This window comes from Streptomyces sp. NPDC059255 (assembly GCF_042752355.1).
In the GTDB taxonomy this organism is placed as follows: domain Bacteria; phylum Actinomycetota; class Actinomycetes; order Streptomycetales; family Streptomycetaceae; genus Streptomyces.
Genome location: NZ_JBHYZP010000009.1, coordinates 1 through 14,993, shown reverse-complemented (window position 1 = coordinate 14,993; position 14,993 = coordinate 1). Strand labels below are relative to the sequence as shown.

Annotated in this window: 12 protein-coding genes and 2 pseudogenes; 5 read left to right on the top strand and 9 right to left on the bottom strand. The window is 62.5% G+C overall.

The features are described from left to right. Positions 1-151: 151 nt before the first annotated feature. Positions 152-355: pseudogene (locus ACFXKG_RS13825) on the top strand (transposase); the annotation flags it as partial. Positions 356-657: 302 nt separating this feature from the next. Here ACFXKG_RS13825 and ACFXKG_RS13820 read toward each other — a convergent pair. The 4 genes from ACFXKG_RS13820 to ACFXKG_RS13805 all read right to left on the bottom strand — a co-directional run bounded on the left by ACFXKG_RS13820 (position 658) and on the right by ACFXKG_RS13805 (position 3,790). After that, positions 658-828 carry a hypothetical protein gene (locus ACFXKG_RS13820; RefSeq protein ID WP_384837072.1) on the bottom strand — a complete coding sequence of 57 codons (171 nt, stop codon included), beginning with the start codon at positions 826-828 and terminating at the stop codon, positions 658-660. Between the two features lie 54 nt (positions 829-882). Further along, a complete protein-coding gene (locus tag ACFXKG_RS13815) occupies positions 883-1,542 on the bottom strand; it encodes a TfuA-like protein (RefSeq protein WP_384837069.1) in 660 nt (219 codons plus the stop codon). Next, positions 1,539-2,891 (bottom strand): YcaO-like family protein, encoded by a 1,353-nt coding sequence (locus tag ACFXKG_RS13810; RefSeq protein WP_384837066.1) that lies wholly within the window; start codon positions 2,889-2,891, stop codon positions 1,539-1,541. Before ACFXKG_RS13810 ends, ACFXKG_RS13815 begins: the two co-directional genes overlap by 4 nt. A 329-nt stretch (positions 2,892-3,220) precedes the next feature. After that, positions 3,221-3,790, bottom strand: coding sequence for a chorismate--pyruvate lyase family protein (locus ACFXKG_RS13805; RefSeq protein WP_384837063.1), 570 nt, complete (start codon positions 3,788-3,790; stop codon positions 3,221-3,223). A gap of 592 nt (positions 3,791-4,382) precedes the next feature. Between ACFXKG_RS13805 and ACFXKG_RS13800 the strand changes: the two genes are divergently transcribed. Continuing rightward, positions 4,383-5,372 (top strand): beta-ribofuranosylaminobenzene 5'-phosphate synthase family protein, encoded by a 990-nt coding sequence (locus ACFXKG_RS13800; protein ID WP_384837060.1) that lies wholly within the window; start codon positions 4,383-4,385, stop codon positions 5,370-5,372. A gap of 69 nt (positions 5,373-5,441) precedes the next feature. On the opposite strand, the gene ACFXKG_RS13795 is transcribed toward ACFXKG_RS13800, so the two are convergent. From ACFXKG_RS13795 to ACFXKG_RS13785, 3 genes are all read right to left on the bottom strand, one after another. Next, positions 5,442-6,494: an iron-containing alcohol dehydrogenase family protein gene (locus ACFXKG_RS13795; protein WP_384837057.1), complete on the bottom strand. Its 1,053-nt coding sequence runs from the start codon at positions 6,492-6,494 to the stop codon at positions 5,442-5,444. A gap of 831 nt (positions 6,495-7,325) precedes the next feature. Next, positions 7,326-7,928: a class I SAM-dependent methyltransferase gene (locus ACFXKG_RS13790; protein ID WP_384837517.1), complete on the bottom strand. Its 603-nt coding sequence runs from the start codon at positions 7,926-7,928 to the stop codon at positions 7,326-7,328. Between the two features lie 668 nt (positions 7,929-8,596). Beyond that, complete coding sequence (locus ACFXKG_RS13785) at positions 8,597-9,310, bottom strand: sulfotransferase family protein (protein WP_384837054.1); 714 nt, start codon at positions 9,308-9,310, stop codon at positions 8,597-8,599. A gap of 699 nt (positions 9,311-10,009) precedes the next feature. Between ACFXKG_RS13785 and ACFXKG_RS13780 the strand changes: the two genes are divergently transcribed. From ACFXKG_RS13780 to ACFXKG_RS13770, 3 genes are read left to right on the top strand one after another with little or no spacing between them, the layout of a single operon-like run. Then, positions 10,010-11,284, top strand: a complete 1,275-nt coding sequence (locus ACFXKG_RS13780) for a hypothetical protein (protein WP_384837051.1) — start codon at positions 10,010-10,012, stop codon at positions 11,282-11,284. Between the two features lie 53 nt (positions 11,285-11,337). Then, on the top strand, positions 11,338-11,931 hold the full coding sequence (locus ACFXKG_RS13775; protein WP_384837048.1) for an adenylyltransferase/cytidyltransferase family protein: 594 nt from the start codon (positions 11,338-11,340) through the stop codon (positions 11,929-11,931). A 52-nt stretch (positions 11,932-11,983) separates the two neighbouring features. After that, positions 11,984-12,985, top strand: a complete 1,002-nt coding sequence (locus tag ACFXKG_RS13770) for a PfkB family carbohydrate kinase (protein ID WP_384837045.1) — start codon at positions 11,984-11,986, stop codon at positions 12,983-12,985. Positions 12,986-13,126: 141 nt separating this feature from the next. On the opposite strand, the pseudogene ACFXKG_RS13765 reads toward ACFXKG_RS13770, so the two are convergent. Both ACFXKG_RS13765 and ACFXKG_RS13760 read right to left on the bottom strand, forming a co-directional pair. Then, a pseudogene (locus tag ACFXKG_RS13765) lies at positions 13,127-13,829 on the bottom strand (IS3 family transposase); the annotation flags it as partial. Positions 13,830-13,941: 112 nt separating this feature from the next. After that, positions 13,942-14,993 (bottom strand): IS701 family transposase (locus ACFXKG_RS13760; protein WP_384837042.1); only part of this gene is annotated, 1,052 nt, incomplete at its 5' end.

Below are 14,993 nucleotides of genomic sequence, written 5' to 3'. Positions count from 1 at the left end.
CTGGTGGAAGCTGCCGAAAACGCTTCCCCTGCTCCCGCGAACCGCACCGCTCATCGCCGCAGTCAGAGACGTCACCTGTCCGCTCCGGATACGACCGAGGCGGCGACGGGTCAGAGGCCGTCGAGCAGCCCCGCCAAGGACAAGGGGCAAGCTGGTAGTCGTGGACCCGCCAGCCTCGATCGATGCTCTGCCGCTGGCAGAGGCCCGGGACATGGTCTGCCCGGTGGCCTATCTGCCAGGGCTGACGATGACGCGGATCGCCGGTCTCGATCCGAGCGAGGCCAAGACCGATGCCCGCGACACGTTCGTCATCGCGGACACGGCCCGCCTCACGCCACACAGGCTCCGCTCGATCAATCGGATCGCCGACGTCCGCCTCAACGGCGAAACGGGAACTACGCACCCTGGCCAGCGGCATGCGACGCGACCAGGCAGCCATCCAAGCCGCCCTCACCACCACCTACACATCCGGCGCAATCAAAGGCAACGTCACTAGAATCAAAATGCTGAAGAGACAGATGTACGGCCGAGCCACCTTCGGCCCACTCCGACGCCGCATCCTTCTCTCAGCATGATCAAACAGCCACTACCCCCGAAATGGAGACAGAGCCGAAAGATCGAGCCAGAACGTATGGCCATATCGTGCGGAGGATCCCATCATTCGATGGACGTCATGATCGTCGTGGTCAAAGAGTCCATGGTGCCAAGGACTTGCCCTTCCGACGTGTCCTTCACCTGATCCAGAAACTGCTGGAGTTCCACTGGGGTGAGACTGGCCAGGTCACTCAGCGAGCGCCTGTTCGAAGCGGCGGTTCCGTTCTCCGACATGTTCATCCTTAGCCGAGGTAGGAGTATTACGTACCAGCTGGCGCGTTCGAGCTGTCACGGAACCTGATGCAAATACTCACGCATCCGCGCCAACAGCAGCAGCGCATCGCTCCGCTTGGTGTCAGGCGCGGAGGTCGCGAAATATCGTTCGATGCGGGCGTGTTCACTGGATGAGACTTCCCCGCGAAGCAGCATCAGCACCGTGCGCGTGTTGCGCTGCGGGAAATATAGCTCTTTACCGATCCGCAGGAATCGCTCTCCTGTATCGTCTGCGAATGCGCCAGCCGTAAGCCCGGATTCGATGGCGAACCTGTAGTTGATCATTGGCTCGGACAGAGCGTTCAGATTCACCTCGTCATAGATTACTGCGACCTCGTCGTCCGCATCGATACGCCCGGTGAAGTACTCCTCGTATATCTTGCCGACACCCACCATGCCGAACGGTGAGCACTCCGCAGCGCGCAGCGCCCCCATACTGGAGGAACCGAAGACCGTCACGCCAGCATCGATCGCCTCCAGCACTTCCTTGGGCGATATACACAAGCTCTGCAAAAATTTGCCGTCGACTATCCCGATAGCTTTGGGCGGTTCATCCCTTGCCAGCAACTCTGCGATGTCGCCGCGCTTCACAGGTGGCACAAATTCCGCATCGAGTTCATATGCAGCGGCGGCGGTTTCGATGCTCGGTCCGATGAAAACTACAGCCGTACTCATGCTCCGGCCTCCTGCCGCTGCCCGTCACGATCGTCCACCTGACGCTTCATCTGGGACAGCTGAGCGACGGCTTGGTTCCAAGCGCGTGCTCCCCGTCCGCCAATCCTGCTGTGATCCACAGCCCAAGATTCGAGCTGGGGCACCATCACCCGTACTACTTTCACCGGGATCCCGGGCGGTGAGAGGTCGACAACCATGACGCGCGGAATCCCGGCTTCCAGTAGACGATCGATGATCAGACGGACGTCATCCATCACATCCCCGGACTTCCAGGTGGGAATGTCGGAGAACTTGACCACTCGATGCTGCGGTCGCCAAGCCCACGCACCCTGGTCGATGGTCGACGACCGCTGTACGTGCTTCTGGTACTTGCTAACCAGCTCGTTCGGCAGCCTGATGTCCTCACGCATCGCCTGGATGTCGACAGCCCTACTCTGCGCGCATTCGGTGATGGCGCGGATCAGCGCCACTTCGGCATCGGGGTGGGTACCGAAGCCACCGTGCCCCTTGGACATGGTGGGACCGAACTCCTCGGCCACGGCTGCGAGGAAGCTCGGGATCCCGAGGTCCGACGTAATGTGAACGATACGGATGTGCAGCCCCGCGTCCCTGAATTTCTGCACAAGTTGCTGGGCGAGTTGCGGCAAGGAGTCCAAGTCGAGGTGAGGGTGCATCTCCTTGAGCCAACGGGTGAGTTGCGCCGGCTGAGGGTCGACCAGGAGCCCCTTCTCCAAGATCTGGCACAGCTGGTTGCTCACGAGCTCCGCGTTGGTCATCGAGTCGCGCTCTATGAGTTCCGTCAGCGCGTGGCAGACCGCTTCCTCCAGGCAGTTACCGGAGGCCAGGCCATTAGTCGTGCTGACCTCGTAGGACGGTGGCTCATGGGAGTGGAGCGAGTAGACCACGCAGTCCTGCGGAACCAGCACCGACTCCTCATTCATCAGGTCATACGCCTCCACCCAGGAAAGAGGCGCGTCATCCCGGTAGTGACGTGACAGCAACACGTTGCTGTCACGCGGGTTAAAGACCTTGCGGCCGGCCTTCAGGAGCTCTTCGTAGGATGCGACGGCCGCCGGACGCATCGGCAGGCCGGCGGAGAATCGTTCTATGGCCTCCATGACCGCTGACGTCCTCGCGTCCTGTGGCGTCAGGCCCTTGCCGTTGTAGACCGAGATGATGTCGTTGGAGCGGGGGGCTATCGCGTTGTAGACGGGTATCCCCACGCGATCGAGCCAGGTGACGTCCGATATCCGGGTCACCCCCGCACTGCGCAGATAGGGCCGCACGCGTTCAAACGTCTGGGCTGAGGTGAACTCTCTGTGCACACCGCTACCGTTGACCTTGCGCACTGCACTCCTGAGCTTCACAAGTGACCTTCCCAGTTGGACTGTTCACCGGATCTTCATGCAACTGCCGCAGCCTAACTGACGATTCCCTGGTTTGATTGAGATTCGAATCTCAACGACCCTACGGCTGCGCAGGTTTCATGCTGCAAAAAGGGACTTGTCTGCTGACTGACGTTTGACATCTCAGTCCGTCGCAAAGGCTCGCTTCCTGCTGTACGAGCCAGGACGGACGTGGCGTGATCGAAGGTGGCCCGACGATGCGACGAGCCGAGAAGTTGAGCTTTTTCGCCGTTCAACCCGTCAGGGTCAGCAGTGTGCCCATACGCATGGAGTCAGGGAGCACCGATGGTGTGCGTGCCCTCACCATCAGGTCGCTCGGGATGGTGCAGTTGGAACCACTCGGTGACCAAGACTGCTGGTACGCCGCCGACAACGATGGCGTAGGTACGCCATGGCATTGCCGTCGCGTCGCCTGCACCCGTCGTCGCCGGGGCACGGCCGTGCCCCGTGGTGAGGATCTCCCTGTGCTGTTCGACACGGTGGGTGCGCAACGTGCGACCGAGCAGCTCACAGCCTTCGCTTATCTCGGTACGGGACCGCTCCGGCAGACGATCTAGAACAATGAGCGACCTCGCGTGGACGACCAGACGCCCTGTACGGCTACCAAACAGTTTCGCGTCCCTGACCAGAATGCCGGACTGGGGCAGCGTGCCGGGCCATTCTGCTAGTTCAACGGCGTTGGCAGGCCGCTGGGGGACGACTTCGACGCGCAGTGGCTCGCCGAGGAAGGACTCCAACAGGCTCGTTGTAGTGCCATCACTTGCCATAAGTACGCGATTGAGGCGGGTAGCCAGTGCTGCGTCTTGACTGATCTGGCTGCCCGCTCCGGGACCGGCCTTCATGCAATCTCCCCTGGATCTTGCTGGCAGGCATTGAGTCGACATGGCTGTCGGCTCAGGCGCCCTGGTGTGAGGAACCTTCGACGCCCGGTTCCGGAATCAATCAAGGCTGACCCCGTCCCGCGCGTTGTACTTGGTCGCCGACAGGCCACGGCTCCGATGCCAATTGTGCGCGGGTCGTGCTCTGGTACCGACCCGTCATACCCGCCCCATAGTGCTCGTTCGGGCCGCCCTCAGGCTCCGCCCAGACACCGCTGGGCGATGGAAGCGTGGATCACTGGCAGCCACTGAATATCGGAGGCTAGCTCGTCTCCCCTGGTCAGTCCAGCCCCTTTCAGCCACGTCCTAAAGGCCAACTAGGCCTGGTAGAGGCCAGCCTGACGGATCATCGTGCTATCGTCCAGCGCCGTGATCAGTGCCCTACACATGATGTCACTGGCCGCTGTTTTACCGCGCGATCTGATCAGGTACGCCCGAATGGTCCGGCCACATCACCATCAACTCCTGGTGAAACGATGCCAATACGACAAGCCCTCGCGCTCGGACGACGACGCCCTGCGTCGCACCGTGCACTCGATAACTGCCGGAAGTGTTGATGTCCAAAGTAGTCGCCTATCCTCGTCTGCACCTCGGACTGCTGGACTGCGGTCTCAGCACCTCTCGCAGATTCGGTGGCCTCGGCTTCGCCGTACAGGGACTGCCGCTGACCCTGTCGGTGCGCACCGACAAGTCGGCGAATTCCCGCCCACGCCTAGCCGGCCTCTTCGATAGCCTTGACGAGAATGCCTGCCGCGACGTCGAAGCGGTGCTGTGCCGACTCAGCCAAGACGTTGCCCTGCCAGGACTGACCCTCACACTGGAATCCGTGCCACCTCAGCACGTCGGACTCGGGAGCAAAACGACTCTCCTGCTCGCAACGGTCCGGGGAGCGTGCGCGGCAGCCGGGATACGCATGACCCCAGCGGCCATGCAGCGCGTTAGCGGCCGCGGCGGCGCCTCCGGCGTTGGTCTGACCACCTTCTTCCGCGGAGGGTTCGTGGTCGACGCAGGCCACCCACGTACTGATGGCCACGGTCTGCGGCCCTCCGGAGCGATTCACTCCGGGCGAGTCCCCACTGTCTCCGTACGCTCAGCCATGCCCAGGGAATGGGTCGTCACCTTGGCACTCGCCAACGCCAGCGGCCTGTCCGGAGCGGCGGAGGTGAAGTTCTTTGAGGAACACACTCCCATCGCAGAAGAGGATGTCCGCCGGGCGATCACCCTCGCGTACCACGAGGTAGTGCCCGCTGTCCTCGAACGCGACTTGGCTGCCCTCGGCAGAGGGCTGACCATGCTGCAGTCGGTCGGTTTCAAACGCCACGAGATCGAGGCGCAGGAAGACGCCACTCGTGACCTACTCGATGGACTGCAGTCCATCGCGGGTGTCGCGGCCGGCATGTCGAGCATGGGGCCCATGGTCTTCGCCATCCATGCCGCCAAGGACATAACCGCGGCCAGCTCCATCGTCGACCACGTACAGAAGCTCGGCGGAGAGGTGTTCGGACCCTTCCCGATGCGCAATCGGGGATACGTTCTGCACCCCTGAGCGAGGCGCAGCCGGTCGCTGAAGTTAGAGCCCTTTGGCCACGTCGGACTTGGGGCTCCCTCAGCGCGGCTATCCCATGACAGCTTTGTGATACGCATCCACACGCTCACCGATCTCCCGCTCGGACAACTCAAGACGTTCGAGGATGGTGTACCTGCCAGGCCGAGTCCGTGGCGCGTACGCAACTGCCTGGGCGAACTCGGCGTGCGACAAACCGAGATCGGAGGGCGTCCGGGGCAGGCCATGGCGCCTCAGGCATTCGGAGATCAGCTCAGCCTGCTCAAAATCCTCACGAAGGTGAGTACAGAACAGCGCCCCTACGCCCGCGAGTTCACCATGGCTGGCCGTGCCCGGGTGCAGCTGGTTGATAGCGTGCATGATCTCGTGATCGCCGCCGCTTGCCGGACGGCTCGAACCAGCCACTCCCATTGCCATGCCGGACAAAATGAGTGACTCCGCGAGTACCTTGAGGAACTGGTCGGACCGGGCGTGACCGGGTTGATGCAGGACCGATAGAGCGGCAGACCTGGCCATCGCCACGGCCAGGCCGTCCACCGGCTCTCCAATATCGACTGCCGCCAGCTCCCAGTCGGCCACGGCGGACAGGTCGCTAATGGCATCACCAATTCCGGCTGTGGACAGCGACGGCGCCGCATGCCGGACTCGGTCAAGGTCGACGATGACAGCCACGGGCATAACTACGCCGTAGGAGCCTGTTCCCGACTCGTGATTCAGAGTACTGACTGGTGACGCGATGCCATCGTGCCCCAGGCTCGTCGTCACGGCGACCATCGGAATGCCTGCCATGTGCGCGGCGAACTTGGCAACATCGATAGTCTTTCCGCCGCCGATGCCCGCGATGGCTTCGAACTGGCTGGAACGCAACTGTCGCCCCAGCGTAACCGCGCTGTCCAGTCGGCCGTCGGGGACCCGGAAGGCCTCCGCCCCTTCAATCCGCAGTTCTCCGAGAATATTGTCCCCTTGACCGGGACCAACAGCGACGGCAATCCGCCCTTGCCTTGCGATCCGAAGCTCGGCAAGGAGCGCGCCCAGACCGGCTACCGCTCCTGGCCGGATATCGATGAATACTGGCGCGACAAGCATCCGGGCCAACAGCGGCACAATTCTCCTTAGATGATAGGGGTGGCGGATCGCAACCGACCAGGGATCGGACGCCGCACACGAGGGCAGGAGCCTGGCGACCCCGCGTTGTCCGGACGAGCATTCGGACACAGAGTTCGGCGACTCACGATTTCCGCGGCTCCCTCTGGGCGCGGTCACGGTGGCGCACCGCAGCCGACCGCAGAGCGAGAGCGTTTGCAATTATATCAGAATTCGACATAAGTGACGATGACCCACCGAGCCACATCGCCAGTCAGGCAAGCCGCACAAAATGGCATCATTTGTCAGAAATCGAATAAAGGCGCGACTTTAACATCACCCTCCGGAAATGACCGTAAGATCTTCACAGTATGGATCACCTTGTCCTCTCGAATTTCTGCCGTGTAGCTACTTTCTCAGTCGGCGTGAAAATTTGCCTCCTTGAAGAGATATCTGTTCAGCCCCGTAGGTCGTAGATGGCCAGCGACCCAATTCGCGAAACAGTCGATGACGGTAACCAGATACAGCCAATCATCGCCGGATGTCTCCGGAAATCGTCATCTCCCGGAGCGCTGGCGGAGAGGTTGCGGCCCACGAGGTTCCGCGCAGGGCTGGGAGCTCTCTGAGGTGAGGCCGAAGCGTTTCGGGTACGACTGGCTGACTCAAGAACCAGTTGCCAAGATGAGCGAGAAACCAGCTTCGGTCCTCGATGGTGTCGCAGCGCTGCAAACGCGCCTAGACACGCCCCGATAGCCGCAGGTACTTGCCGGAGGCCTCGGATGCCTTCACGTTGAGCACCGTTCCATTGCTTCCAGGCCGGCGCCAGGCCGCATAGAACGAGCGAGGGGCCACTCACGGACCTGAAGTCCGTTGCAGCGCCAATCGGCTCCAATGCACACCCGCCCGCTGATGCAGGTCTTCAGCTTGTGACCCGTGAAGGATGTCGAGACCGGACGCGGCTCCGAGGGCGCATGTCTCCTTTGCGGAGACTGCGAACATGCGACGCCCGGCCGGCACCGGCCCGTGCCGTAGGGAAAGGAATAGACGGCCACGAGCGGACAGGAGGCTGGCGAGGTGATTCATCGCCAGCCTGCGTTCCTGTCCGTCCAAGTGCATCCATACCGCGCTCAGCAAGATGGCGTCGAACCGCTGCCGCCGCTCGCGCAAGACCCGCAAGTCGGGCAGAGCGTCATCGATCCACTCGATCGGCTGGTCGCCATGAATGCGACTGCCCAGCGAGCGCAACTCGGCCGTCGGTTCGACGGCCACAACGCGGTGGCCCCGGGCCGCCAGCGCCGCGGCGTCACGACCGCTGCCCGCGCCAATGTCCGCGATCAAGCTCGGACCGGAGGGGAATAGATGCAGCATTTCACGATAGACATCGGAAAATGCCACGGCTTCGTACTGGGCTACGAGTTCGCTAGCGCCTTCGGCGTACCCAGCAGTGCCGGGCACGGATCTCAAGAGAAGGACCCTGGAATGGGATGCGAGAAGGGGCCGTAATGCACAGGGGAATAATCGAGGGAATGTTCGGGCGCCAGGCGGTCAGAATCTGGGGCCGAGTATTCGAATAGGCCTTCAGGTAACTGCCCTATAGACCACGCCCCCCAGTCACCGACTGATTCCTCGAACGCGACGATATTGCTCGTGGCGGTCTGGAGGGGCGCCTCCGATGTAGCGCATACGCCCCGGTGGAGGTCACTTACGGAGAGGCCCTTAGTATCACCTCTTCCGAGTGCACCGATAGCTCGCGCTCCTCCGCCATCTCGTGAACCCCAGCCCGTTCCCAGTGCCGAGATCTCCGCCTCCCCCGCGTACAGCTCCCAAGCATCATGGCTCTCTATACCCAGCAGCAGTACCTGCAGAGACACCACGATGGCATCTACGCTGAACTTCGCCTGTACCCCAGGCGACAGCAGGCTTGGTGGCCGGCTGGGCAGTGGGCGGTTCCCGAATCGCTGTTGGGTGGAGCGAGCACGCTTTTCGCGAGTTGCCAGGTTCATTTTATCGCCCTCACCGAATGGGGTGCTGGCACGATTTGCAATAGGCCCAACCGGCTAACCGCGATCACTCATTACCCTCCGTAATCCTGGCCCCGCTTTGAGGCGCCGTCGGGGGCCGGCTCAGCTCTTGTGCAGTATCTCTTGGCTCGACTGCCACTGGTTCAGGAAGTCGAGCGATGCCCGTCGGGATTGGTCGCCGAACCCGGACTCGTTGTTGACCCGTGGCGTGTCCACCTTCTGGATCGGCACGTCGAGGAACTTACACACAGGCTCCAGCCCGTCGTACGGCGACCACACGAGGAGACGCTCAGGCGCGATCGTCTCGCGGACCTCGTCGTTGTGGGCCTCCATGGCAGCCGCGAGAGCAGCCGCATCGAAGCCGTTTTCGACCGCGCCAAGCAGGCCGCTCTTCTCCCACATCGCCTTCATCAGGTCGCGGAACTTGGCCCAGTCAGGGTCTACCTTCGCCCGCGCCGAGGAGAGATCGTTGAGAAGCGTGTCGTCGTAGAGCTCCGCCCAGATCGTGGTGTGCATGCTCTCGGCCCAGCTCTCACCGCTGCGCACGCTGAGAATCACCTTTGCGTCCGGGTATACGTCCACCAACTCCCGCCAGTGGAAGGAACCAGGCCAGTCGACGGTGGCCTCGAAGCCCTCGAAGATCCTGCCCCAGTCGGCATTCCCCTCGAACGCTTCGCTCCACTGCTGGATACGGGGGCTCAGGTCGGCCCAGACATCGGCCATGTGGTAAGTCGGGCCGAGCCCGATGATGTCCTCGAGGGCGGCCTTCTGTGCCCGCGTCCCCGTGCGCGGCAGACCCGCTCCTATCAGCTTCATCTCAACTCTCCAGCTTCGGTGTTTGGTTCGGTATCGCGGGGCAGACAGACACCTGTTGCGCCATCAAGGTTCGGTTCAGGCTTAGTCTCTGCACAGCCGGCAGCACTTGGAGCAGTCGAACGGCCGCTCCGTGCCAACCGTCCTCTGTCAGACTCTTGCCATGCCGCTTGCCATACACCTTGATTGACTGCACATCACATAGGTGCCCAACTACACAAATGATGGGCCGTCAGCCGACTGGCGGCGCACTCGCGTGCGCTGCGTCAGAGTAGGCCTCTCGCCCCGGCCCCCTCGCCCGCAAGTGTGCCCAAGTGCCCCTCGACCAGGGGATAGTAGTGTCACGCTACAGCAGCGAGTGTGGGATGTGCTTCCGCTCCGTGAGTCTCGGAGGGCGCCGCGTCTTCGTCAATAGTTCACCGCTGATTGTGATGAAGAGAGCCTGGTAGCTGACGCACCTGCCCGTGCTTGGCGCCTTTTGCGCGTCCAGGTAGGTTGACAAGCCCAGTTGAAGCGACTTAGCGTCAACGATCATGTACTGCGGGTTGGCCTGTGTACTCGACAGTGATCGCGGGACTGCGTTGCCGCGCCACGGTGCGCCTGACCGGTTGCCACGGACGCACCTGAGCATATCGAGTCGACCGATCGAACTGAGGCTCCAGAGGACTTGCCGGCACTCGGTCTGCGCGAAGGAAGCATGGAATGACCGCCATTACCGATCGGTTCGCACCGCTCTACCCTGAATCTACGGCGGATCTACTCGTAGTCGACCGGCTTCCCGCTCCGGCGCATCCGAGCCCGCCTCCCTTCGCGCCTCACCGCGGTGGCACCTTCTTTCAGTGCTACCGCAAGGAAGAGGTGCTGGGTGCCCTACCCGTCGAGCACTCAGACGATCGATTGATGCTGATGGACAAGGCATTTCCACACAGTCGATACGACCTCATGCTCATGGTCGCCAATGACGACGTCCGGAACAGTCCGCTGGACATCGACCCCAGGACCCTACAGAGGATAACGAGCTTAGCCGCATCGTTCGTCGATCACGTAAGCGACACACGTGCCGCAGAAGAATTCGGCCTTGACTGGGCAGCGATTTCGATCGGCTACAATCATAATCGTTACACCCGCGACCGCGACAACGCTCAGTGGTTCGACAAGCGTATGCACTGGCATCTCATTTGCTGGCCGGACGAAGATGTCCGGAAGAAAAAGCCGAAAAGGCTTGCGGATGTTTCCAGTGTTCGAGAGAAACGCTGGCTCGTGGATCCGATCGGTTTCCTCGGCCCGGATCTCCTTTACGCGGCTGTCCGGAAGGACTCTCAGTTCAGCTGGGTTGGAAAACCTGATCTCGAACGGGACCGAGCATTGCGCCTGCCCGTCGGTCTAAAAATCGCCCTGCCGAACGGCTGGGATTTCCTGAGGTCCGGCGACTGCGCCGATTGGATTACACGTCTTCATTTGCGCGCGGAAGAGGCCTTCCGCACAGTCCGCAGCGCCTTGACGGGGTCGGAAGACGCCCCTGGGCTCTGGATGCGGCCCCGCATACTGCCCGCGAAGGAAACCGAGCGCCGACTCCGCAATATCGGCTGGATCACCCCGGAGCTGCGAGAGCGGCTGCTCGTGCTGCGTGGTCTTCTGCGCGACGTGTCGGCAGAAGAAATGCTCAATTTTCGAGCGGATCCCTCCGCAGCAAACCATCGACTGTCCATAGCTGACCTCGATTATCACATGGGATTCTGCACTCCGAGCCAAAACCAGCCCGGCGACCGGCTCCGCTCTGCGAACGACGTATATATGTTCATGCAGTTCAAGCTCTTCAGCTCGCCCGGTCCAGTACCCGCTGTCGGCGGGGCCAACGCAGTGACCTTGGAACGCCAGCACGGGCCGGTCATGACCACAGAGCAGCTGGATCGCCGTTCAGCTTTCCAAAGCGCGTACGTGCGGCGTATCGGCGCCGAACCAGGGGCCCCGGGGTGAAGGGTCGGGCACCAGTCGCAGTAATCTGAACACAGTCAAGGTGGGAACCAACAGTGCAAACTGCTACCGTCATGATTCATGGGCGCTATCAGCCCTTCCATTTGGGACATGCCGATGTACTGACCGAGGCACTAAACACCGCGGACCGGGTCTGCATCGGGATCACGAATCCTGATCTGGAGTCGTGGGTTTCGCACAGCGGCAGTACTCACCGCCACTTGCCGGAATCGAATCCGTTCACATTCCTCGAACGCCTTCAGATGATTTCCTCGGCTGTGACCGAGATCGACCCCACGCCAGGCCGTGCAATGGTTGTCCCCTTCCCCCTTGACAGGCCGAAATCTTGGCCTTCCTATTTCCCTGAAGGCACGGTTCATCTTGTCCCGGTATTTTCCGAATGGGAGGCAGCCAAGGTCACCAAGCTCCGGGAACTCGGGCATGATGTGACCGTCATGGATCGTCGAGGCGAAGACAAGCTCAGTGCATCAACGATTCGCCGGCTCATTCTGGATTCGGACGAGTCCTGGGAAAAGCTCGTGCCTCGCACTGTCGCCAAGCTAGTTCGCGAGTTTCACGCCACGAGACCTCTCCAGCAACGGATTCAAGCGTCACTCAGAGAAGTGACCTCACCAGATAAGAAGTGGTAACTTCCGGATCCATGATTCTAGTTGAGATCGACGGCTCTGAAGAGGTATCGGAATGACGGGCGATGGTGACGTTTCTGCGGTCGGTCTGGGCAGAGTATGCCGGGATATTTACTTCGTAAGCGAAGGGTCTGCCGCCAGGTTCGACTCCCGAAAGACAAGCGTCCGGTATGCCGGGGAGCAGCTCGGAGGCTCGGTGCCAGCCATCATTGAGGTTCTAGCGACCCAGGGAATCCGAAGCCGGCAAGTCGCAGGCATCGGAACGCAGGCATGGGCGGAAAAGTTCGTGCTGGACGGCCTCGCCAGGAAGAACCTTGAACTCATTCGCGTTGACGTCAATCGCACGCCGGAGTCTGCGGTCATGCTTCGCCAAGACCTCACCCTAGCGGAAATAGCGGTAGAGGCCGAGGAGGCCAGCCTCAGTCTCATCACAGCGCCCGACGTCTCGAATGTTGCGCTGCCGAAGCAGCCTGGCGCCTTTGTCTACGATACTCGTCACGCAGAGGCCGCGTATGCCCTTGCGCGGCGTGCGCGCAGGGAGGGCCTTGTCACGTTCGCCGATCCCGGGACGCTGGGAGGGATACCGGACAGGCGCGAGGCAACACTCAGAGCACTGGGCGAAGCTCACATTGTTTTCGCCGCAGCCAATACACTCGAGATGATGGCTGAAGACTCGACCGCAATGTCGATCACCAAGGACTTGCTGAGCCGGGACACAGAAATCGTGATCTCCACACGTTCCGACGGCGGATGCGATGTGTATGGACGATCCGAGCAGGCATCGCTCCAGCCGATAGATGTTCGTCCCGTGGGCTCCTCACTCGGAGCAGGCGATCTCTGCCGTGGGTTCACGCTCGCAGCCATTATGGAGAGCGTGACGAGGGCAGCCTTGCCGCCCTTCCCGTCCATACTCAATGCCGTCATCACGGGGTTGGCCGCCGCCGCATGGCGCATCGAGGATCCGAATCTGTTCCCCTCCGTGCCTGCTTGGGAAACGCTCCAACCGTATCTGCACCGAGCACAGGTGGCCAACGGGAGCGCTCCTAAGGGACCGTAAAGAATCAACACGTTGGTTCGGTCTCTGTCGTGAGGGTCGCGCCGTGTGCGGCGGCGTGGACGAGGAGTCCGGCCAGGGTGTTGAGGTGTGCTGCTGGGGGCCGGGGTGTGTGGGGCCTTGACCCCGTATCCTGAAAACGGGTTATGCGGCTTGTGTCAGCGTAGTTGGTGTGAGGTGGAAGGTGTTTTCGAAGGCGATCGGTGATCGTTGTCCGAGGCGGGAGTGTCGGCGTCGGGTGTTGTAGCGGTGGAGCCATCGGAAGGCGTCGAGGTGGGCCTCGCGCTCGTTGGGCCAGCTCTTTCGTCCTTGCAGGGTCTCGCGTTTGAAGGTTGCGTTGAAGGACTCGACGAGTGCGTTGTCCGCGCTGGACCCGACCGCGCTCATGCTTCGTTGAACCCCTGCTGACCTGCATGCTTGTGCGAAGGCCCGGCTCGTGTACTGGGCTCCGTGGTCGGTGTGCGTGATCGATCCGGCGAGGCTGCCGCGGGTGCGGATCGCCGCCGCCAGAGCATCGGTGACGAGGTCCGCGCGCATGTGGTCGGCGATCGCCCAGACGGCGCGAGGCGAGGTCGATGACGGTCGCCAGGTAGCAGAACTTACCGCCGTCGATGGGCAGGTAGGTGATGTCGCCGACGTACTTCGTGTTCGGCTTGTCCGCGGTGAAGTCGCGGCCGATCAGATCCGGAGCCTTGGCCGCGGCCGGGTCGGGGACGGTGGTGCGGTGCCGGCGGCGCAACCGGACTCCTTCAATTCCGGACGCCCGCATAATTCTGGCGACCCGCTTGTGGTTGACCGCCTCACCGCTCGTCTCGCGCAGCTCGGCGGTGATTCTCGGGGCTCCGTAGTAGGGCTTGGTCATGTTGGTGCGGGGTCTGGCATGTCGCGGTGACAGGTGGGGCAGGCGCCGGTCCAGGTCGCGAGGAGTATCTGCAGTTCGCGGACGACTCGGTAGAGGCTCAGGCCGGCGCCGTCTCTTTTGGGGATCGGTTCAGTCGCTGCAGGGTGCAGAAGGCGTGGGCGACGGAGACGAGGGTGACGTGGTGGTGCCAGCCTGGCCAGGTTCGGCCTTCGAAGTGGGCCAGGCCGAGCGCCTGTTTCATCTCGCGGTAGTCGTTCTCGATGCGCCGGCGGAGCTTCGCGGTGCGCACGAGAACCGGCAGCGGAGTGGACTCGGGCAGGTTGGAGATCCAGAACTGCACGGGCTCGTCCTGGTCGGCGGGCCATTCGGCCAGCAGCCAGCGGACCGGAAGCTCGGTGCCCGCTGTGGCCTTGCGGATCTCACGTCCGGCGGGCCGGACCCGCAGGGCCACGAAGCGCGAGTACATGCGCTTGTGTCCACTGCGGCCACTGCCCGGCCGCGAGCCCTCCCGCCACTGCACCGGCCGCGCGGCGCGTTTCCCGGCCGTGGTGACCAGGTCCTTCACGGTCGGAGCCGGCTCAGGGTAGGCAGCAACCGGACGTCGTCCCCGGCCTGTACAGGCCGGGGTGCACGGCTGTGCGTCCTCAGGTTGCGCGGTGGTCGTGGTCGAGATGCCCACCACGTAGTCGAGACCGCGTTGCTCCAAGCCGATCCGGAAAGCCGCAGTGTCCCCGTAACCGCCGTCGGCGATGACCTGAGGCAACTCGACGCCCCAGGACCGCGTCTCGTCGATCATGTCGAGGGCCAGCTGCCACTTCTCGACATGGCCAACCTCAGCGGGGATGGCGCACTTGTCACGGCGGGCCACCTTGACCGGATCTGCCTTGGGCGAGGCGGGATCCCAGCTCCCGGGAAGGAACAGACGCCAGTTCACCGCCACCGAGGCGCCGTTGGAAGCCAGGTGCAGCGAGAGGCCGGCCTGGCAGTTGGTGACCTTGCCCGCGGTGCCGGTGTACTGCCGGGTCACGCACGCCGACGCGTCCCCGTCCTTGAGGAGTTGGGTCGGGGACGGGACGCCGTGCACCCTCTCGGGTGTCGGTTTTCCCATCCCCGCCCGCCGAACCGGACGTGCCCGTTGGCCGAGCATCC

What these genes read in the sequence shown, in the direction of transcription:
- ACFXKG_RS13800 (WP_384837060.1), top strand. Translation starts at nt 4,383, where the DNA reads ATGTCCAAAGTAGTCGCCTATCCTCGTCTGCACCTCGGACTGCTGGAC.
- ACFXKG_RS13820 (WP_384837072.1), bottom strand. Translation starts at nt 828, where the DNA reads ATGTCGGAGAACGGAACCGCCGCTTCGAACAGGCGCTCGCTGAGTGAC.
- ACFXKG_RS13805 (WP_384837063.1), bottom strand. Translation starts at nt 3,790, where the DNA reads ATGAAGGCCGGTCCCGGAGCGGGCAGCCAGATCAGTCAAGACGCAGCA.
- ACFXKG_RS13780 (WP_384837051.1), top strand. Translation starts at nt 10,010, where the DNA reads ATGACCGCCATTACCGATCGGTTCGCACCGCTCTACCCTGAATCTACG.
- ACFXKG_RS13785 (WP_384837054.1), bottom strand. Translation starts at nt 9,310, where the DNA reads ATGAAGCTGATAGGAGCGGGTCTGCCGCGCACGGGGACGCGGGCACAG.
- ACFXKG_RS13770 (WP_384837045.1), top strand. Translation starts at nt 11,984, where the DNA reads ATGACGGGCGATGGTGACGTTTCTGCGGTCGGTCTGGGCAGAGTATGC.
- ACFXKG_RS13815 (WP_384837069.1), bottom strand. Translation starts at nt 1,542, where the DNA reads ATGAGTACGGCTGTAGTTTTCATCGGACCGAGCATCGAAACCGCCGCC.